Origin of the sequence: Streptomyces sp. NBC_01244 (assembly GCF_035987325.1) — a bacterium.
Classification (GTDB): domain Bacteria; phylum Actinomycetota; class Actinomycetes; order Streptomycetales; family Streptomycetaceae; genus Streptomyces.
Window position 1 is genome coordinate 408,462 of sequence record NZ_CP108488.1, and the last position, 19,479, is coordinate 427,940.

Below are 19,479 nucleotides of genomic sequence, written 5' to 3' on the forward strand. Positions count from 1 at the left end.
CGCCATGACCGTTCCGTCCCCGGCGTCCGCCACCACTGCGGAAGCCTCCACCGCCCTGTCCGGCTCCACCGCTCCTGCCGGCTCCACCGCCCCGTCCGGCTCCACGACCCCGTCCTGCTCCACCACCCCGTCCGGCTCCACGACCCCGTCCAACTCCACCGCCCCCGCCATGACTCCGGACGAGGCGGTGGCGGCCCTGACCGACCCCACCGCCCCGTACCTCATCGGCGTGCGCCACCACGCGCCTTCGCTCGCCGCCGTCATGCCGGAACTACTGGACGCGGCGAAGCCCGAGGTGCTGCTCGTCGAGCTCCCCGCGGAGCTGCAGGAGTGGCTGCCCTGGCTCGCCCACGCCGACACCCGGGCCCCCGTCGCCCTGGCCGCCGTCCCCGCCGCCTCCGGCAGGGACGGCGGGGACGGCGGGGACGGGCGGGGGCCCGCCTTCTACCCGTTCGCCGACTTCTCCCCCGAACTCGTCGCCCTGCGCTGGGCCGCCCGCCACAACATCCCCGTGATCGCCTGCGACCTTCCGCTGTCCGACCCGGCCCGTCACGAGCCCCGGCACGAGCCCCGGCGCCCGGCCGGCGCGGGCCACGAAGGACCCGGGCTGCGCGAGGCGCTCACCGCCCGCCTCACCGGCCGTCCCGGCGAGGACCTGTGGGACCGTCTGGTGGAAACCGCCGCCCCCGGCTCCTCGCCCGAGGCGCTGCGCCGCGCCGCCCTGCTCACGGGCTGGGCACTGCGACACGACGCCGAACGGGCCGGGGCGGTGGCCGAGTCGGACCTGGCCCGCGAGCGCTGGATGCGTGCCCGGATCGACGAGGCCACGGCCGCCGGCCGCCGGGCCGCCGTGGTCGTGGGCGCCTTCCACACCCCGGCGCTGCTGGGCCCCGGGCCCGGCCCGGTGCCGCCCGGGGACGCGCTCCCCAGCGGTCCGGCCTGGACCGTTTCCCTCATCCCGTACACCTATCCGCTGCTGGACGAGCGGTCCGGCTACCCGGCCGGCATCCGCGACCCCGAATGGCAGCACCTCGTCCTGGAGGCGGCGGGCCGTCCGGCCGCCATCGACGAGGCACTGCTCACCACGGCCGTACGGATCTGTGGCGAACTGCGTGCACAGGACCACCCCTCGGGGCCCGCGGATGCCCGCGAGATCGTCCGGCTGGCGGGCGACCTCGCCCGACTGCGCGGCCTGCCCGCGCCCGGCCGCGGCGAACTCATCGAGGCCGTGCAGACCGTACTGACCCAGGGCGAACCGCTCGGCCGCGGGCGCGCGGTCGCCCGGTCGCTGGAACGGGTCCTGGTCGGCACCCGCTCCGGCCGGCCCGCGCCCGCCGCCCCGCGCAGCGGTCTGGCACCGGCCGTCGAGGACGAGGTCGCGGCCCTGGGCCTGCCCGGCCCCGCCGATACGGGCCCCGCCGCCCGCGACCTGCGGCTCGACCCCTTGCGCTCGGACCTCGACCGCCGCCGCGAACTCCTGCTGCGCCGGCTGTCGGTCTGCGGCATCCCCTACGCCACCTCGACGCCCGTCACGGGCGCGGGCGCCGGCGAGGCCCTGACCACCCGGTGGGAGGTGCGCTGGACCCCGGCCACCGCCGCCATGCTCACCGCCGCCGCAATCCGCGGCGTCACCCCGGCCCAGGCCGCCGAAGGCCTGCTGCGCGAACGCCGCCGCACCGAACAGGACGACGGAGGACCCACCGCCGCCCAGAGCATCGACGGGCTCGCGGAGGCCGCCGCCTGCGGACTGCCCGCGCTGGCCGACGAACGGCTCACGGAACTGGGCGAGGCAGTCCCGGCCACCGGCACGCTGCCCCAACTGCTGGCCGCCCTCGGCCTGCTGGACCGCATCCGGGCCGGCCACATCGCCGGACTCGGCCCGGACCCGGACCGCGCCGCGCGGTCGGCGGCGGCCGGCGAACTGCTCACCTCGGCCGCCGTCCGCCAGGTCGACGGCCTCACCGGATCCGACGACCCCGACGACGCCCGAGCACTGCTCGAACTCGCCCACCGCGCGGACGTCTTCGGCGGGATCCGGCTCACCGACGCCCTCACCCGGCTGGCCGCCGACGGCTCGCCGCTGATGTCCGCCGCGGCCGGAGCCGTCCGCGTCCTGCTCGGCCACGAGGACGCCCGCGCCTTCGGCACCCGTACAGCGTCCTGGGTTGACGCGGCCACCGACGCCGCCGCCCGGACCGCGCTGACCGCCCGCCTCACCGGCCTGCTCACCGCGGCCGCCCCGCTCCTGGAGACCATGGCCCCCGTCCTCGACCCGGTGCTGGACCGCGTCGCCGACCTCGCGGACACCGCTTTCCTGGACCGCCTGCCCGCGCTGCGCGGCGGCTTCGACACCCTCAGCCCCGCCTCCCGCGACCGGCTGCTCACGGCGGTGGAAGACCGGCTCGGTGACGCGGTCGGCCTGGTCACCGACACGGACGGCATCGACCCGGCCGCGCTGGCGCTGTGGACCCGCGCCGACCTCGCCGCCCGCGGGACCCTGGCCCGGCTGGGCCTCCTGCCCCCCGCCCTCCCGGCGGGGCCCGACGTCCGCGGACCGTCCGCGACGCCGCCGCATGACGGCGATCACCGCCCCGGCGAACCCTCACCCGCCCCCCTGGCCGAGCCCACGACCCCTGGTCCGACCGGTACGCCACCGCACTCCCCTGGCCACCCACCGGCCCCGGACGCCGCTGCGCCCGGCGGCACCGCCGACCGCGCGGCCGCACAGCGGGCCGGCCTGCCGCCGACGGCATTCCCGGCGGCGCCCGCCGCGTCCGGGAGCACGGCCGGGAAGGCCGCACCGGCGCGCGACCGCGTCCTGGCCCCCGCCGACCGCTGGCGACTGGTGCTCGGCCGCCGTACCGACCAACTGCCCCCATCAGCAGCCCCGTTGGCCACCGCGTTGGACGAGCTGTACGGCAGCGGCCGCGGCGAGGGCTCCCGCGGCGATCTCGGCGCGGGCAACCGCGGCGGCCGCCAGGCGCCCTACCCCGGCGTCCGCGAATGGTCCGAGGAACTGTCCGCCCTGTTCGGCCCCGGCATCCGCGAAGAAGTCCTCGCGGCGGCCGCCGCGGCCGGCCGCCGCGACGTCCTGGGAGAACTCGACCCCGCCCGCGTCCGCCCCTCCGTCGACCTGCTGCGCACGGTCCTCCAGCACGCGGGCGGCCTCCCCGAGGCCCGGCTCGGCGCACTGCGCCCCCTGGTCCGCCGGCTCGTCGACGAACTCACCCGGCAGCTGGCCACCCGGCTGCGCCCCGCCCTGACCGGCATGACGCTGCCCCGCCCGAGCCGACGCCCCGGCGGACGGCTCGACCTGGCCCGCACCCTGCGCGCCAACCTCGCCACCGCGCGCCGGACCCCCGACGGCCGCGTCCAGGTCATCCCCGAGCACCCGGTGTTCCGCTCCCGCGCCCGGCGCGCCGCCGACTGGCGGCTGATCCTGGTCACCGACGTCTCCGGCTCCATGGAGGCCTCCACCATCTGGTCGGCCCTCACCGCCGCCGTCCTGGCCGGGGTGCCCACCGTCTCCACCCACTTCCTCGCCTTCTCCACCGAGGTCATCGACCTCACCGACCACGTGCACGACCCTCTGTCCCTGCTGCTGGAGGTACGGGTCGGCGGCGGCACCCACATTGCCGCCGGGCTGCGCCACGCCCGCACGCTGGTGACCGTGCCGTCCCGCACCCTGGTCGTCGTGATCAGCGACTTCGAGGAGGGCCATCCGGTCGGCGGGCTCCTCTCCGAGGTGCGCACCCTCGTCGGAGCCGGATGCCATGTACTCGGCTGCGCGAGCCTGGACGACGCCGGCCGCCCCCGGTACTCGACCGGCGTCGCCGGCCAGCTCGTCGCCGCAGGGATGCCGGTGGCCGCCCTCAGCCCGCTCGAACTCGCCCGCTGGGTAGGGGAGAAGATCGCATGAGCCAGCACAGCCGACACCTGCCCGCCGTCGCGCCCGCCGTGACCGCCGAGATCGTCGGCGCGCTCTCGCCCAGGCTGCGCAAGCGGCTCGACGCCGCCATCACCAAGATCGCCGACCGGCCCGTCACCCGCGACGGCGACACCGTACGGATCGCGGTCGACGACGAGACCGGCCTGGAACTCCACGCCCCCGCCGGGGTGGTGGCCACGGCGGACGGGATCCGCTGCGGCTGCCTGCTCGCGCCGGGCTGCCTACACCGGGCGGCGATCGCGTCCGCCGCGCCGGTCGCCGACCCCGTGGCCGACCCCGTGGCCCGCCCGTCCTCCGACGCGGACGCCGGGCCATCGTCCCCCGGCGGGGACGCCGGATCCCCGGAGCCGCCGCATGCCGAGGTGAGCGCGGCCACCCCCGAGCAGCGTGCCGCGGCCGGCCACCTGTGGGCCGCGGGCGCCGCCGTGCTCGACACGGGCATCGAAGGCGCGGGAGCCGTCCTGCAGTCCGAACTGCTGCGGGCGGCCCACGCCGCCAAGCTCGGCGGCCTGCCCCGTCCGGCTGCGGCCGCCGTCTCCGTCGTCACCGCGCTGCGCTCCGCCCGCTCCGCCGACCCCGCCCACCGCCTCGCCGACCTCACGGCAGCCGTCCGCGAACTGCTCGGCACCGCCCACCGGCTGCCCGACGCCACCGGCCCCGAACTGGCCGCCCTGCGCGGCACTGCCCGGCAGACCTACGTACCGGACGGATCCCTGCGCCTGTACGGCCTGTTCACCGAACCCCTGATCACCGCCGGCGGCTACGCGGGCGCCATCACCTGGACCGCCGCCGCCGACGGCCGCCTCTACACCGTCTCGGACATCGCCCCGGGCGGCCCCGGCCGTGCCACGGCGGCTGCCGGGCGCACCGTACGCCTGGGCGACACCGCGCTCACCCACCGCCAGTTGTCCCACGCCGGGCTCGCCCTGTCGGGGGCCACCGTCTCGCCCACCGGCCGCCTCGGCGCGGGCGCCGGGAGCAAGGCGGTCCAGGCGGCGGGCGCGGCCTGGACGGACGAACCCATCGCCGCCCTGTGGGCCCCGCCGGCCGCCGGACAGGCCGCTCGCGCCCTGCACTCCCAGGCTCCCGGCGGCGACCTGCTCTTCCTCGACGTGACGATCCTGGGCCCCGCCCGCGAGACCGGCGGCGACTGCCTCCTCGCCACGTGCGAGGACCTGACGCTCCGCCTCACCGCGGCCCACGACCATCCCGCGCTGGCGTACCGCGACAACCTCCGGATGCTGGCGGCCCTGCCCGGCACGCGCCTGCGCGTCGTCGGCCGCCTCGTCCCGGACTCCCGGCCCAGCCTCCAGCTGCTGGCGGCCGCCCATCCGGCGGATCCCGCCCGGCGCGTCGACCTGGGCCTGGACCGGCTGCAACGTGCCGACCTCCCCTCCGTCCCACCGCCGCCCGTCGCCCAGGTCCCTGCCGGCCGTGGGGCGGACCCGGCCCCGCTCCACCTCCTGCGGCGCCGCCTCGAACAGGCCGTCGCCGCCGGACGGCCCTTCCTGGCCGTCCCCGGATCGCTGTCGGCCGACGCCGGGCAGCTGCGCCGCTCGGCCCTCCCCACCGCCGCCGATCTCCTGGCCGAACTGCAGCGCACCGCCACCCGGCGCGGCCGCGACCCCTTCGGCCGCCTGCTCCCCGCCGACCCGACCGACTTCGCCCGCGCCTGGCTGGGCGCGGCCCTGTACGCCGAGGCGGCCGAGACCTCACTGTGCGCGGCGGCGTGGCAACCGGACCGGTGAGCGCCTGTTGTGAAAATGCCGACGGGCCGGACCAGGTGATGCCCAGGTCCGGCCCGTCGTCCGCTTGTCTCTACAGGTCGAGCTGGTACTGGACTGTCGTGTGGGTGGGCACGTAGTCGAGGCTGTCGCTGATGTGTCTCATGTGCGTGTTGCTGTCGGCGGTGTCGGTCAGGAGGCCACCGAGGTCTGGATGGCGCCCGTGGGCCTGTCGGATCGACTCGGCCTTCATCCATCGGCCGAGGCCGTGTCCACGGTGCTCGGGGAGCACGCCGGTGCCGTAGTGCTGGCCATCACCCGTGCCGTTGCCGGGGACGACGAGTTCTGTGAACCCGGCGATCGAGTCGTCGGCCGTGTCGATGGCGACGACCGTGTGCAGCTGGTCTCCGCGGTCTTCAACGGCCTTCGCTGCGGCCCGGACCCGGTCCACGTCCCAGGTGACGGTGCCGTGGTCGGTGTCTTCCATGGGCATGTCGTCCATGGCGCGGCGTGAGGCGGCGAACGTCTGGGCCAAGTCGTCGGGGACGGTTCCCTGCCATGACGCCAGCCGATAGCCGGGATGCGGACGATCGATGATCTCGGCGAGGGCGGTCAGGTCCACGTCGGCCAGCGCCAAGCGGGCGAATCTCAAGGTGAGCACCTTGCGGAAGCCGTGGGCCGGCAGGAAGCGAGTGCCGGGCGATCCGGCCTCGGCCTGCGCGCTGACGCAGCGTCGGGCATTGTCCCGGGCGGCTGCCACGGCGGAGTCGAGGAGCCTGGAGCCGACGCCCTCGCGGCGCTCCGCGGGATGGACGTGGAGGGTCAGTTCGGCCAGGTGCTCTTGTCCGCCATCGAACAGGCGGAGAAAGGCCGTCCCCACGGGGATGGAATCGGCGTCGGATGCCAGCCATGCAAGGCGTCGGCTGTGCGCCCCGTGAGCGGGGTCGGTCAGTGGGGTGATGCGAAGCGACAAGGTGTCTCCGTCGATAGGAGGTGGCAAAGGTCAGTGCGCGGGCTCACCTGCTGGGCACTCGTACGCATGTGCTCCACACCTCCTCGTCGACAGTGCCGGTCCGGAACCACAGGGACGGCTTGGGCGAACTTAGCTGGCCATCCGTTCCTGGGCAAAGGTTTAACTGAAGGCAGGTACCACCTGGGAGTGTGCCCGGAAAATGCGCTGCGAAAGGCCCCTCGGGCCGCTCCTGGAATGCCTCTCCCGCGCCTGTGGCGGGGCCTTCGCGCAGCTCCGGTCCCAGCGGCGTCCTCCCAGAGCCGTGGGTTCGGCAAAGCCTTGGACGCACCCGCCCGGGACCTCGCCACATAGGCCCTGACCTGCTGATTTACCTTCAGCTTGAATAGGATGTACCTGCACGGCCGACGGCGTGGAAGCCGCGTCGGCCCTTCGGTGACACCCACCCACACACATGCACTGGACGACCCAGGAAGGGTGCTTCATGACCGAGTCCGGCAACCCCAGTCAACCCGTGAACGCGAGCGAGTACGACGCCAGTCACATCCAGGTGCTCGAGGGCCGCGAGGCGATACGCAAGCGCCCCGGCATGTACATCGGCTCCATCGGCGAGCGCGGCCTGCATCAACTGGTGTACGAGGTCGTCGCGTACGCCGTCGACGAGTACGTTGCGGGCCACGCGGACACCATCGACATCACCATCACCGCCGAAGGCGGCGTTCGCGTCGCGGACAACGGGCGGGGCCTGCCCGTCGAGGTACAGGGGCCCGACGGTAAGACGGCCGTCGAACGCGAGCTGACGGAGTCTTCCTTCGGCTCCAAGCCCCGCACCGGCTACTGGGTGTCCGGCGGGCTCGGCTGCCTGGGCCTGTGCGTGGTCAACGCGCTGTCGAGCCGTCTCACGGTCGAGATCCACCGAGACGGCCACCGTTGGACCCAGGAGTACGAGAAGGGCATCCCGACCACGGCGCTGACGAGGCACGAGGCGAACAGCGGACACGGCACCACGCTGGTGTTCCTGCCCGACGGCGACATCTTCGAGACCACCCTGTATTCCTTCGCCACGCTGTCGCAGCGCCTCCAGGAACTGGCCTTCCTCCACGGGGGCCTGGCCATCTCACTCACCGACGAGCGTCCGGAGCGTCCGGTCCGCTACCACCACACAGAGGGTCTACGAGACTACGTCGCCGTGGCGAAGACATCACTGCCGAAGCCGTCTACCGGGGGCTGACCGCAGTCATCTCTGTGAAGCTCGCCCGCCCCGTCTTCGAGGGCTCCACCCGGACCAAACTCTCCAATCCCGAAGCCGACTCCTACGTCCAGGAGGTCGTCCGCGAGCACCTCACCAGCTGGCTGGACCACCACCCGAACGAAGCCGCTGCCATCATCCGCCACATCCTCAACGCCGCCGCCGGACACGGAAAGGCGTGACGAAGGACGTCCCGCTGAGCAGCCACACAGAGCGCGGTACTGGCCTTCTACGTAGCCGCAAGACGGCGGGGCTGCGCACCGGCGGGGTCAAGGGGTGATGATGACCTTGCCTCGGGTCTGGCCCTCTTCGCTGCGGCGGTGGACGTCGGCGAAGCCTGCCAGGGGACGGAGGTCGCCGATGTCGATGCCGAGCACAGTCGCGTCGACGAGTTCCACGAGCGCCGCAAGCTGCGCGACATCGTTGCGGGCGACCATGTGCACGGCGCTCACCCCGGCATCGGCGGACGGCTCGATCGGGGTTGCGATCGACACGAGCCTCCCGCCCTGCCGCAGCACACGTGCCAGAGCTGCGGCGTCCGGCGGACTCAGCGGGACGAGATTGAGCAGGGTGTCCACCGGGCCGTCGAGCGCCGCGCCCACCGGCCCGGCGGTGTAGTCGGCCATGGGAGGGCCGCAGCGTTCGCGCAGCAGTCCGGCACGCAGAGCGGCCTCGGCGGGATTGAAGGAGGCCGCGGCGACCACGAGCTGTACGACGCCTATGCCTCGGACAGCGTCGACCGGAGCGGAGACGGCGGTCCGGCCACCGTAGTGCTCTGCGGGGCCTACCAGCTGGACCCGTCCCGCGCTCGCCCCCTCCTGCCGGCTGTACATCCTGCGCTTCTGGTTCGACGAGCCGCCCGCCCGAGGCGCGACCATCTTTCGGCCGTTGCTCGATCGGCCCGGCGTCCTTCAGATCGTCGAAGCGGTTCCTGATCCTGGGGACCGTTACGGGGACCCGAGGCGGGTCAGTGCCGCGGTGGTCAGGGCGCGGACCCCGGCGGGCAGCGCGGTGCGGGCGTCGGGGGCGAAGTCCGGCGCGTGGTTGGCCGGCAGGGCGGCCAGCTTCTCGGCCGCCGTACGGCCGGGCGCCCGGGACCAGGCGGCCGGGCCGACGGTGCCCAGCATCCAGTAGCCGAGCCGGATGCCCCGCTCGCCGTGCACGTCCAGGCCCGCGTCGCCGAACAGGGCGAAGTCCTCCGTGGCGAGCGAGGGCGGCCAGAGCGCCACCCTCTCCGGCCCGAACTCGGCCGCGTGCGCCTCCCGTAGGGCCGCCGTCGCCCCGGGATCGGGATGGGTGACGGGGGAGACCGAGAGCCGGACGATCTCCGGCTCCCGGGGGCAGTCCGCCGCAGCACACTCGGCGCGCACGATCCGCTCCACCGCCGCGGCGGCCCGGGCGAGCGAGTGCTCGCCCACCGCCCTGACCGTGAGGGCCAGTTCGGCGCGGTCGGGGATGATGTTGGCCCGGTCCCCGGCCCGGAAGGAGCCGACGGTCACCGCCACCTGCTCGGCCGGCGCGGCCTCCCTCGCCACCACCGTCTGAAGGCGGGTCACCACGTGGGCCGCCGTCACCACCGGGTCCACGGCGAGGTGCGGGGCGCCCGCGTGCCCGCCCCGGCCGTGCACCACCACCCTGAAGGTGACGCTGCCGGCCGTCACCGGCCCGTACCCGTGCGCGACCATCCCGGCCGGGAGCGGCGCGGCGTGCTGGGCCAGGGCGTCGTCCGGCCGGCCGCAGCGCCGGTAGAGGCCGTCGGTGAGCATCGCCCGGGCCCCTTCCAGCGTCTCCTCGGCGGGCTGCCCGACCACCACCAGGGTGCCGCGCCAGGCTCCCGGTGTCTCGGCCAGCAGCGTGGCGGTGCCCGCGGCCGCGGCCAGGTGCAGGTCGTGCCCGCAGGCGTGCGCCGCCTCCCCCTCGGCCGCGTACGGCAGTCCGCTGGTTTCCCGCATCGGCAGGGCGTCGAGTTCGGCCCGCAGCAGGACCGTGGGCCCGTCCCCGTTGCGCAGTACCCCGGCCACTCCGTGTCCGCCGATGCCGCGCGTGGTCGCGTACCCGGCCGCCTCCAGCCGCCCGGCGAAGCGTTCGGCCGTACGCCGCTCCAGGCCCGACAGCTCCGGATCGCGGTGCAGTTCCAGGTAGAAGGCGGTCAGGTCGCGCAGTGAGCCTTCGAGTCGGGCGAGCGGTGCGGGGGCGGGCGCGGGTACGGGTACGGGTGCGTGGCCGGTCATGCCGCCATGATCGCCCCGCGGGGTGGGAGGGGGCAGGGCAGAGCGCTGACATCTTGTGTCAGCGGAGTGTCAGCGGCGCGACGTGTCCCGTGCGGCAGGCACCGGCTCTGATGGGGGGCGGGCACAGCACGTCCCGGTGCCCGTCCCCACGCCTGAAGGAGTCACCATGGAGAAGTCGCCGCTCGCCTCGCTCGCCGACGAGATCCTGGAGCTGGAGTCCGAGACCTTCGAGATCTCCGACTACTCGGACGCCAGCGAGGTCGTGCTCGCCGGTTCCACGAGCTGCAGCTCCACCTCGACGTGTTCCTCGACCACGAGCACCACCTCCTGTTCCGCCTGACCCCGTCTGACCCACCCTTGGGGTGCGCAGCAGCGGATGCCCCGGTCCTCGCGTGCGAGGACCGGGGCATCCGCCCGTACGGGGGACCGGCGGGAGAACGCCTAGGGGAAGGGGTGCGGGACCATCCGGATGTCGGCGTCGGTGAGTTCGGCCGCCCGAAGACCGGCCCGTCGCGGCGCGCTCCGCAGTCGCGGCAGGTACGGGGCCCGCTGTCGGGACCACCCGAAGTCGATGGGCAGCAGCCCCGGCACCACCGCGCAGACGGTGTGCAGTCCGATCCGCCGCTGCTCCGGTGTGGTCTGGTCGACGGCGATCACGTCGTGGCCCGCGCGCACCAACTCGTCGGTGACGCACCGCAGATCGTCCCGCAGATCCCCGGTCCTCGGACGTCCGCTCTCCTCCCAGGCCTGGTAGACCTCCTCCATCGCGCGCACGCCCACGGGCTCCCGGTAGGGCGCTACGTACTGGGCCATGGCCGGCAGCCCGTACAGCTGGGCGTGGTCCTTCAGGTGCAGCACGCGGTCGAAGTCCCCCGCCATCGCCTCCAGTTCGTCCCGCCGTTCCTCGACCTGGCGGGGCAGGTGCGGAATGTACGTGAGCACCTCGGACAGGGCCGCCTCCACCGCGGTCGCCGGATCGAGCGCGGCGCCCGCACCGAAGGAGAACAGTCCCGGGCCGCCGTCGCGCCGTACCGCCAGCCCGGTGACCACCGGTACCGCGAGGTCGACACGGTTGTCGAAGGCGTGCACGTCGTACCCCTGGAGGGCTGCCCGGTCGGCCATCGTACGGACCGCCGTTCCCGGTACGGTCGCCAAGTCGATCTCGGTCAACGACAGTCCGCCGTACCAGGCGAGCAGGAACGCGTCCCGCTCGACGAGTTCGAGGAGCGCTCCGAGCAGGGCTTCCTCGAGGCAGCTGCCGATGGCGCAGCCGTTGGAGCACTCGAAGACGAAGTTGTCGGCGGCGAGGCCCGCGCTGTAGTGCACCAGCCGGGCCGGCACCAGGACCGGGCGGTCGTCGCGCAGCGAGTGCCCGTAGACCCACGGGATCGGCCGCTCGGGGTCGAAGGGGGACAGCAGGGGGTCGTCGCGGTAGGTCTGCGGGGCGTAGAAGCCGCACTCGGCCGGGTGCAGGGCGCGCTCTCCCAGTTCCGCGTAGGAGGCGGTGAGCAGGGTGTTCCCGGTGCGGCGGTGGGTGCCGGCGTACCGTTCGAGCCCCTCCAGGAAGGCGAGGTCGCGGCTCGCGGCGAAGCTGTTGGCCTGGCCGCTCCAGGTGACGTCGGTGAGTCCCGCGTACCCGCGCATGAACACGCTGCCCGCGACGGGCGCGGTGGTCGGGGAGGTGACGTTGAGCCAGGTGCCGCCGCCGAGCACGCCCGTCACCGGGTTGGCCAGCGCCCCGTACGGCATCGGGTACGAGGAGGCGGCCCGCAGCCGCTGCGCGCCCGGATCGGGTTTGGGCCTGGAGGCGGGTACGAAGGGCCGCGGTGCATCGGTGCCGCGCGGGCCGCAGTCCGGGCACAGCGGGTCGGCGAGCAGCGGGTACGTCCGGATCCGCAGGGTCTCCAGGTCCAGCCGGGACACCTGGGGCAGGGCCCGGTCGGCCGCCGCCCCGGCGGGTGCGCCGACCCGGCCGCCCTGGACGGCCTCGTACAGCCCGTACGCCGCGTCCCGCGCGTACGGGGACAGCCGGGGCCACTCGGGACCCGCGGGGGTGCCCGGTCCCCCGCCCGTCTCCAGCGCGTCGCGCTCGCTGCGGCTGCGCAGCCGCTGGCGGCGCATTGCCAGGCACTGCCCGCACGCCGGAGCTGTGCCGTCGCCGCCCCACGGGCCGACGAGCACCTCCCGCGCGGTGAGGTGCACGCTCGCGCCCGGCCGGACCGCCGCGAACGGGTCCGCGGCGCGCGGGCCCAGGGCGTCGTGGACGCCGAGGGTCACGACCACGGCGCCGAGCGGTCCCAGCTCCGCGGCGAGGTCCCGGCGGGCAGCTTCCAGGGCGGTCCCGTCGGGGGCGGAGGGGTGCGGTGGGCGCGGGTCGCGCACCGGGACGGGGGTCGTCGTCATGTCCGGTTGCTCCAGCGGAAGGTCTTCAGCCCGATCGCGCCGAAGAGGAGGGCGAATCCGAGCAGTACCGCGCAGCCGGTCCAGAGGGTGGAGAGGGAGCCGCTGCCGGTGAGCGCGCCGGTCGCGGCGTCGTTGAGGTAGCGCAGCGGCAGGGCGCGCGAGACCGACCGGAGCCAGGCGGGCATCATGTCCAGCGGCAGGAACGAGCCCGACAGGAACGCCATGGGCACCATCAGGCAGTTGGCGATGGCCGCGACGGCCTCCGGGGTGTTCGCGTACGTGCCGACGATCACGCCGATCGCGAGGAACGCGGTGATCCCGAGCACCAGCGCGGGCAGTACCAGCGGCCAGCGTCCGTCCAGGACCAGCCCGAAACCGGGCAGCATCGCCACCGCGATGAACACGGCCGCCTGCACCACGCCGACGGCCAGGGCCAGTACGTACCGCGAGGCGAGCACGGTGGTCAGCGGAGTGGGCGTCAGCCGGATCAGCCGCAGCAGGTCGTCGCGGCGCCACTGCATCAGGGTGAACGCGATGCCGAAGACGGCCGCGTTCGCCACGCCCCACGACATCACCCCGGGCGCGATGTACGAGATGTAGGGGCGGCCGGTCTCCTCGACGTCCTGCCCGCTGAAGATCAGGCCGAAGACGACGAGGAAGAGGAGGGGGAAGGCGAAGGTGAAGAAGAGGGTGGCCTTGTCCCGGACCTGCGCCCGGTAGCCGGCGGCGGTCAGGACCGTGTACGCGCTCATGCCTGGTGCTCCGTCTGTGCGTGGGGGCCGGCCTGGGAACCGATGTGCGAGGCGGGCGGGGGTACGGAGCCCGGCGGTACGGGACCAGGGCGCGCGGCGCCGGTGAGTTCGAGGTACACGTCCTCCAGGGTGGCCGTACGGGTCATCACCCCTTCCAGTCCGGTGAGCGCGTCGACGGCCCGGAGCACCTTGCCGGGAGCCGAGGTCTCCAACACCAGGGAGCCGCCCTGGACCGTGGCCCGGTCCACGCCGGACAGGGCAGCGGCCTCCTCGACACCGATCCGGCCCACGGGCAGCAGCAGCCGCGAGGGCGCTCCGGCCGCGGTGACCAGCCGGTGCGGGGAGTCGAGGGCGGCGATCCGGCCGTCGACGAGGATGGCGACGCGGTCGCACAGCGCCTCGGCCTCGTCGAGGTGGTGGGTCGTGTAGACGATCGTGCGGCCCTCGCTCTTGAGGGCGCGCAGCACCTCCCACAGATCGCGGCGGGCCTGCGGGTCGAGGGCGGCCGTCGGCTCGTCCAGGAAGATCAGCTCCGGGCTGTGGACGAGGGCGGAGGCGATGGCCAGGCGCTGGCGCTGGCCGCCGGAGAGGTCCTCCACGAGGACGTGCCGCTGCTCGGTGAGCCCCACGCTCTCCAGCGTGCGGTCGGCGGCCGCCGGTGCGCAGCGGTACAGGCCCGCGACCGTGACGAGGTGCTCGCGCGCGCTCTGCCGTACGAAGAAGGCCGAGGCCTGGGTCTGCACGCCCATCCGGGGCAGCAGGTCGGTGTTGCGGGGCCAGGGACTCCGGCCGAGGACGGTGACCGTGCCGCCGTCGGCCTGCCGCAGTCCCTCCATGATCTCGATGAGGGTCGTCTTGCCCGCCCCGTTGGGGCCGAGCAGTCCGAAGAACTCGCCGCGGCGCACGTCGAGGGAGACCCCGTCGACCGCCCGGCGGTCGCCGTAGCGTTTGTGCACCTCGTGCACGGCGATGGCCGGGGAGTCGGGCGGCTGGGTGTTGTCAGTCGTCATGGGTCGTGCGTCCCTTTGTCTGTGTCCGTGGTGCCGGTGTTCGGGCGGGCGTGGGGCGTCGGTTCGAGGTGTGGGTGTGGATGTGGGCGTGGATGTGGGCGTGGGTGTGGGGCGTGGTCAAGTGGTGGCGGCGTGCCAGACGGCCCCCGCGAGACCGGCCGCCAGTGCCAGGACGAGCACGGCGGAGCCGATGCCGTATCCGAGGTAGAGCCGGCGCGCCCGCGGCGGGTATGCGGCCGCGGCGGCCCGGTCGCTTGTCCGCAGCCGCAGGTACGCCGAGCTGGCGGGCGCCAGCCGGGTGACGCGCAGGGCGTGGCCGAGCATCGTGTAGCCGTCGAGCGGGGGCAGCGGGATCAGGTTGACGAGGGCCTGCGCGCTGCCGATGAGCAGCAGTGCGCCGAGCACCCGCCGGGTGGGGTCGCCTGCGGGGAGCGCCGCCCACCAGCCGAAGAAGGGGAGCAGGAACAGCAGGTTGGCGTACGCGCCCGCGGAGGCGACGGCCACCTGGTGCCTACGCCGTTCCAGGAAGCGGTAGTTGTCCACGGTGCAGTACATGATGGCGACCGGGAGCCGCCACCGCAGGCCGATCTCCCCCACGGTACCGCCGACGTGGCGGGCCGCGATGCCGTGTGCGAACTCGTGCAGGGCGGTGCTCAGCCACATGAGGGTGGCCACCGCGGCCAGCGGCACCGGTCTGCGCAACAACCACCCGAAGGAGTCGGCCAGTTCCCCGAACGAGGTGGCGAGCACCGCCTCCATGGCCAGGCAGGCCAGGAGCAGGACGCCGAGCGGGACGGGGTGCAGCAGTGGCCGCAGCGCGCGGTGCAGCCGTGCCGTGGTGGCGTCGGCGTCCGCGACCAGCCGCAGCGTGCCGCGGAGCAGGGTGCCCTCCAGGGGTTTGCGGGGCGGCCCGGGCGCGGTCGTCGGCGGGCCGCCGGCGAGCAGTCGGCGGCTGCCGAGCAGGGCCAGCAGCTGCTGCCAGTTGCCCTCGCCGAGGCGGCGGCCGAAGGCGTGTCCGTACTCGGCGCCGATCTCCGCAAGGCTGCGGGAGCCGTCCAGCCGTGAGACGAGGAAGAACTCCTTGGGTCCGATCTCGAACGAGGCACCGGAAACGGGGTCCTTGACGAGGTGGACGGTGACCGGTCCGTCGAGCAGGGGTGCGGACAGCAGCACGTCGGGCCGCAGGGCGGGCCGGTGCTCCAGCAGTCCGGCGGGGCCCGGCCCGGGGGAAGCGCCGGTCACGGGGCCACCGCCGCACCCTCGGCCCGGCCCGCGCCCTCACGGAGTACCCGGCCCAGCAGATGGGCCAGGTACGCCTCGTCGCGGATGGTGACGTGCAGCCGGTTGTTGGTCATGTGCATGTACGGGGAGAGCAGCAGCGGCAGCGCGACGGCGGGATCGGTCACCCGCTCGTCGCGGGTACCGTCCCAGGAACGGAAGACCAGCTCCCCGCCGACGGCAAGCTCCTCCGCGCGCTCGCGCAGCTCCCGGCAGTGCTCCGCCCATCCGGCGAGGAAGGCCGGGAGCCGGCCGGTCTGCCCGGAGGCGAGCGCCTCCCGCACGGCACCGAAGCGGCGGGAGAGCCCGGGGGCGGTCTGCCCGTAGGTGCGGTCGTACTCCTCGGAGCCGATGAAGCCGGTTCCCGGAAAGGCCTGGTGCCAGAACTCGTAGTACCGGTCGAGGTATCCGGTGAGTTCCTCGCGCTCGGGCAGGAAGACGGCCGCCATGACCATCATCAGCTGGGCGGAGGTCCCCAGCAGGACGGTCCGCAGGTGCAGGTTCATGCGGTGCAGGGCGTCGATGACGAGCTCGCTGGAGCGGGCGAAGTGCCATTCGGCCAGTTCGATGCCCGCGGGACCGCCGTACTTTCCGAATTCGGGCTCGTACGGCTCCCAGGAGAAGGAGTTGTTGGGGCGCAGGTTCATCCGGCCGTCGGGGCCCATGAAGGCGGCCCGGTCCCCTTCCGGGAACTCGATGTCGAAGAGCGTGTTGTAGAACTCGTTGAGGAATCCGGAGTCGACCTCGTACAGGGCCGGACGGGTCTTGAGGAACCCGGCGACGGCCTCCTCGGCGCGGCGGCGCACTTCCGGCTCCGCCTCGGGGCCGGCGGGGCGCAGCCGCAGCCGCACGTGCGGGCCCTCCAGCCAGTAGTTGATGAAGAAGTGACCGGCGAGCAGCCCGTCGGCGGTGAGTTCGGCGATGAGCGGGCGGACGCACCGGACCAGCAGGGGCTGCGGGTTGGCGGCGTAGAAGACGTGCAGGGCCTGCCAGGCACCGCGGGTCCCCGGCGCCCCGGCGGGGGGCGGGGTGGAGGGGGTGGACGGGGTCAGCTCTGACATCGGGGGCCGCCTTCCTGGTCTTCCCTGGCTTCTCTGGGTCGCCTGGGTTCTTCGGGCTCTCTGGGCGCTGTCGTGGTGAAGGTCTCCACGGCCAGCTCCGCGACATGGCCGCCGCGCGCCGTCCGCACGTGCGGACCACCGGGGTCGGGGAGCATCTCGCGGAAGACGACGCGGTGGTGCGGATCGCGCAGCAGCGTCTCGAAGGCCGCGAGCGAGAGGAGGCTCGCGAAGTCGACGTAACTCGGCTTGGCCCCTGCGGCCGAGGGGCCGGCCGAGACGGTCGCGAACACCTGCTCCGGCAGGCCGTGGAGGCGCCGCCAGCGCTGCCAGCCGAGGAAGTGCCCGGCCTCCTCGGCCCCTTGGACAGGCAGGTGCCCCGCCGTGGTGGTCCAGCTGCGCCGGCTGAGCACCACGTCCCCGTGGACCACCCGGGGCCGCGAGGTGACGTTGTCGCGCACCGGCCCCTCCGGTACGCCCGCCCACACGTCGAGCGGGGACATCGACGACGGGGACAGCAGCAGGAGGGTGCGCGGGATCGCGGGCAGGGCGAGCGGCACCAGGTAGCCGAGGTAGACGGGGATCACCTCGCACCCCAGTCGGCGGGAGCGGAGCACCACCCGGCCGGTCCGGGGCACGTGTTCGGCGTACAGGTCGTCCAGGTGCAGCCGGCGGTCCGGCGGGAGCGTGCCGGTCTCGCCGGGGCAGACGATCTCGTGGTCGGTGAGCTGCCCGTGCAGGTTGAGGTTGGTGGTGACGGGCCCGCCGGTGACCTCGGCGAGGACCGCGCCGGGAGGGGTGAACCGGTGTGCGGTGTCCCGCAGTTCCCCGGAGAAGTCGGCGGACGCCCCGTCCGGTTGGTCGTACACCTGCGTGAACCGGCTGAAGGGGAAGGAGAGTCCGCCGTACGAGCGGTTCAGCACGGTCAGCGCGGAGCCGTCGGCGGGGTCCCGGGCGAGCTGGAGATGGTGACAGCGTGGCGCGAACTCGGATGTCAGCGAAGTGAGTTCCGTGGCGACCGCCGTCAGGTCCGCCGCTTCGAGGCGGAGCACGGTCGGGTGGTCCGCCGCCTCGGCGGCCGTGGCCCCGTACGCCGTCCAGGCCTGACGCATCCGGCCGATGAAGGCGCGGCGCGCCGAGTCCAGGGCGCGGATGGCCGGCAGGCCCAGCCAGTTCTCCTCCGCGACGTACTCGCCGTGCTCGTCGAAGGGACGGCGCCGGGCGGTGAACGAGAGGTACTGGTCGAAGAAGTCCTCGTGGAAGTCGTGCACCAGCCCCAGCAGGTCCTCGCAGCGGCCGCCGGCGCCGTACCGGGCCGTGAAGAACCCCTCGAAGGTGATCCGCTGTGCCAGAGTGAGGTCGAAGGCGGGCAGGATCCGCTCGACCGAGCGCAGCGCGGCCCAGTCCGGGGCGGGGCAGGGGATCTCGCGGCCCGCGCTCACGTCCTCGTAGAGCAGGGTCTGCGGCAACGCCGCGTCCGGTGCGCCGAGTTCCTCCTGGACCCGGCGCAGTCCGGTGCGCAGGGCCCGCAGCAGCCCGGCGCGCTCCGCGTGCCCGGCCGCCGGATAGCCGGCCAGGGCTTCGGCGGGCGCTTCGAGCAGGGCCGCGAGCCGGTCGGCCCAGGGCCGTTCCAGGGAGGCGAGCGAGCGCTGGAAGGAGCGCAGCGGGTCCCCGCTGTGCACCTCGGTGTCCAGGCAGGGCACGCGGACCATGCCGAGCTGGAGGAGAGCGGAGACGTACGCCTCGCAGTCCGCGGGGTCGGCGTCCTGCTCGGCGGCCAACCAGTCGGTGAGCTCCCGGTGCCGCAGCTCGGGGCGCTCGGAGAACAGGCCGAGGAGGCGGTCCAGGGTGCCGCTGCGGCGCAGGAAGAACAGCCGGTCCTTGACGGCGTCGAAGGTGACGGCGGCCGCGTCGTCTCCGGCGGTGACCGAGCGGCGCACGTAGCGGATCCGGTCCTCCTCGTGGCCCCAGCCGGAGGCCAGGCGCACCGGCAGGTCGCGGCGGCGCACCGGGTCGGCCAGGATCAGCTCGGCGAGCCGGGCGAGGACCACGACGTTGAGCCGGACGTGGCTGGTCCACGCGTCGGCCACGCGCATTGCGTCGACTGGGGGACGAGCCGCTGCGCCCACCTCCGTGCGGCCACCGCGCTTGAGGCCACCGCTCGTGACGCCACCGCCCGAGACGCCACCGCTCGTGAATCGGCCCGTCGCCACCGCGGTGAAGGTGCTGAACGGGCTCGTCTTGCAGGCCGTGCGGTACACGTACGACAGGACCGACCGCTCGACCTTGCGGGCCCGCCCGCCCGGCACGCCCGGGGTGCGCGCGTACCCGTCGAGCTGCCCTTCGAGCACCGGCGATGCCAGCAGCATCCCGAGCCGCAGCCGGTCGTCGGCCACCAGCTCCCGCAGCGCGGCCCGGTTGCGGACCAGGTCCCCCCTGAGCAGCGACGGGCCCTCGGCCAGCAGTTTGTCCAGCAGCCGGCGCCGGTGCAGCCAGCCGGCGAGCCGCTCGGCGGAAGCCTCGTCCACGAGCGCGACGGCCTCCACCGCCGTCTGCGTGGACGCGTCCGGGCGGGACGGCAACCGGTCGTTGTGGATCTGGCGGCGCAGCTTCAGCAGTGCGCGGCGCCGGGCCGCGCCCGGCCCGTCCGGCGCCGGGTCGGTGGCACCGACCGCCTCGTACAGTACGTCGCCCAGCCGCTCGGCGCCCTCGCGCAGCGCCGCCTCGGCGGCGAGGACGTCTTCGGCCCAGCGGTGGGTGTCGGCGGCGCGCAGTCCCTCGACCGCCGACAGCGCGAGCCCCGCGACCCGCAGCATGAAGCGGTCGCCCGCATGCCACTCGGTGGTGTCCATCTC

The 19,479-nt window shown here is 74.3% G+C and carries 13 protein-coding genes and 1 pseudogene; 5 read left to right on the forward strand and 9 right to left on the reverse strand.

Annotated elements, in window-relative coordinates:
- The first annotated feature begins 4 nt into the window (after positions 1 to 4).
- Together OG247_RS01710 and OG247_RS01715 are read left to right on the forward strand one after the other, a co-directional pair.
- Complete coding sequence (locus tag OG247_RS01710) at positions 5 to 3,919, forward strand: DUF5682 family protein (RefSeq protein WP_442813197.1); 3,915 nt, start codon at positions 5 to 7, stop codon at positions 3,917 to 3,919.
- Positions 3,916 to 5,697, forward strand: a complete 1,782-nt coding sequence (locus tag OG247_RS01715; protein WP_327250472.1) for a hypothetical protein — start codon at positions 3,916 to 3,918, stop codon at positions 5,695 to 5,697. Before OG247_RS01710 ends, OG247_RS01715 begins: the two co-directional genes overlap by 4 nt.
- 70 nt (positions 5,698 to 5,767) lie before the next feature.
- Here the strand turns inward: OG247_RS01715 and OG247_RS01720 are convergent, their stop codons facing one another.
- Entirely contained in the window at positions 5,768 to 6,646 is an 879-nt protein-coding gene (locus tag OG247_RS01720) for a GNAT family N-acetyltransferase (RefSeq protein ID WP_327250473.1), read from the reverse strand.
- A gap of 481 nt (positions 6,647 to 7,127) precedes the next feature.
- Between OG247_RS01720 and OG247_RS01725 the strand changes: the two are divergent.
- Positions 7,128 to 8,053: pseudogene (locus OG247_RS01725) on the forward strand (ATP-binding protein); the annotation flags it as partial.
- A gap of 108 nt (positions 8,054 to 8,161) precedes the next feature.
- Here OG247_RS01725 and OG247_RS01730 read toward each other — a convergent pair.
- Complete coding sequence (locus OG247_RS01730; protein WP_327257305.1) at positions 8,162 to 8,518, reverse strand: zinc-binding dehydrogenase; 357 nt, start codon at positions 8,516 to 8,518, stop codon at positions 8,162 to 8,164.
- On the opposite strand from OG247_RS01730, the gene OG247_RS01735 reads away from it, so the two are divergent.
- Positions 8,453 to 8,827, forward strand: coding sequence for a cupin domain-containing protein (locus OG247_RS01735; protein WP_327257306.1), 375 nt, complete (start codon positions 8,453 to 8,455; stop codon positions 8,825 to 8,827). The two genes, OG247_RS01730 and OG247_RS01735, sit on opposite strands and share 66 nt — an antisense overlap.
- A gap of 12 nt (positions 8,828 to 8,839) precedes the next feature.
- Here the strand turns inward: OG247_RS01735 and OG247_RS01740 are convergent, their stop codons facing one another.
- The gene (locus OG247_RS01740; protein ID WP_327250474.1) at positions 8,840 to 10,123 is read right to left on the reverse strand and encodes an amidohydrolase; all 1,284 of its coding nucleotides are present in this window, start codon (positions 10,121 to 10,123) and stop codon (positions 8,840 to 8,842) included.
- Positions 10,124 to 10,289: 166 nt separating this feature from the next.
- On the opposite strand from OG247_RS01740, the gene OG247_RS01745 reads away from it, so the two are divergent.
- Positions 10,290 to 10,463: a thiazolylpeptide-type bacteriocin gene (locus OG247_RS01745; RefSeq protein WP_007268044.1), complete on the forward strand. Its 174-nt coding sequence runs from the start codon at positions 10,290 to 10,292 to the stop codon at positions 10,461 to 10,463.
- Between the two features lie 101 nt (positions 10,464 to 10,564).
- Here the strand turns inward: OG247_RS01745 and OG247_RS01750 are convergent, their stop codons facing one another.
- The 6 genes from OG247_RS01750 to OG247_RS01775 all read right to left on the reverse strand — a co-directional run bounded on the left by OG247_RS01750 (position 10,565) and on the right by OG247_RS01775 (position 19,476).
- Positions 10,565 to 12,526 carry a TOMM precursor leader peptide-binding protein gene (locus OG247_RS01750; RefSeq protein WP_327250475.1) on the reverse strand — a complete coding sequence of 654 codons (1,962 nt, stop codon included), beginning with the start codon at positions 12,524 to 12,526 and terminating at the stop codon, positions 10,565 to 10,567.
- Positions 12,523 to 13,278: an ABC transporter permease gene (locus OG247_RS01755; protein WP_327250476.1), complete on the reverse strand. Its 756-nt coding sequence runs from the start codon at positions 13,276 to 13,278 to the stop codon at positions 12,523 to 12,525. The genes OG247_RS01750 and OG247_RS01755 overlap by 4 nt, the downstream gene beginning before the upstream one ends.
- Positions 13,275 to 14,288, reverse strand: coding sequence for an ABC transporter ATP-binding protein (locus tag OG247_RS01760; RefSeq protein ID WP_327250477.1), 1,014 nt, complete (start codon positions 14,286 to 14,288; stop codon positions 13,275 to 13,277). The genes OG247_RS01755 and OG247_RS01760 overlap by 4 nt, the downstream gene beginning before the upstream one ends.
- 117 nt (positions 14,289 to 14,405) lie before the next feature.
- Entirely contained in the window at positions 14,406 to 15,530 is a 1,125-nt protein-coding gene (locus OG247_RS01765) for a M50 family metallopeptidase (protein ID WP_327250478.1), read from the reverse strand.
- Entirely contained in the window at positions 15,527 to 16,627 is a 1,101-nt protein-coding gene (locus tag OG247_RS01770) for a lantibiotic dehydratase C-terminal domain-containing protein (RefSeq protein WP_327250479.1), read from the reverse strand. The genes OG247_RS01765 and OG247_RS01770 overlap by 4 nt, the downstream gene beginning before the upstream one ends.
- A complete protein-coding gene (locus OG247_RS01775; protein ID WP_327250480.1) occupies positions 16,615 to 19,476 on the reverse strand; it encodes a lantibiotic dehydratase in 2,862 nt (953 codons plus the stop codon). The genes OG247_RS01770 and OG247_RS01775 overlap by 13 nt, the downstream gene beginning before the upstream one ends.
- Positions 19,477 to 19,479 lie beyond the last annotated feature (3 nt).

Bases quoted from the DNA above. Each gene is read 5' to 3' on its own strand.
- OG247_RS01710 (WP_442813197.1), top strand. From the start codon at position 5: ATGACCGTTCCGTCCCCGGCGTCCGCCACCACTGCGGAAGCCTCCACC.
- OG247_RS01715 (WP_327250472.1), top strand. From the start codon at position 3,916: ATGAGCCAGCACAGCCGACACCTGCCCGCCGTCGCGCCCGCCGTGACC.
- OG247_RS01730 (WP_327257305.1), bottom strand. From the start codon at position 8,518: ATGGCCGACTACACCGCCGGGCCGGTGGGCGCGGCGCTCGACGGCCCG.
- OG247_RS01740 (WP_327250474.1), bottom strand. From the start codon at position 10,123: ATGACCGGCCACGCACCCGTACCCGTACCCGCGCCCGCCCCCGCACCG.
- OG247_RS01745 (WP_007268044.1), top strand. From the start codon at position 10,290: ATGGAGAAGTCGCCGCTCGCCTCGCTCGCCGACGAGATCCTGGAGCTG.
- OG247_RS01750 (WP_327250475.1), bottom strand. From the start codon at position 12,526: ATGACGACGACCCCCGTCCCGGTGCGCGACCCGCGCCCACCGCACCCC.
- OG247_RS01755 (WP_327250476.1), bottom strand. From the start codon at position 13,278: ATGAGCGCGTACACGGTCCTGACCGCCGCCGGCTACCGGGCGCAGGTC.
- OG247_RS01760 (WP_327250477.1), bottom strand. From the start codon at position 14,288: ATGACGACTGACAACACCCAGCCGCCCGACTCCCCGGCCATCGCCGTG.
- OG247_RS01770 (WP_327250479.1), bottom strand. From the start codon at position 16,627: ATGTCAGAGCTGACCCCGTCCACCCCCTCCACCCCGCCCCCCGCCGGG.
- OG247_RS01775 (WP_327250480.1), bottom strand. From the start codon at position 19,476: ATGGACACCACCGAGTGGCATGCGGGCGACCGCTTCATGCTGCGGGTC.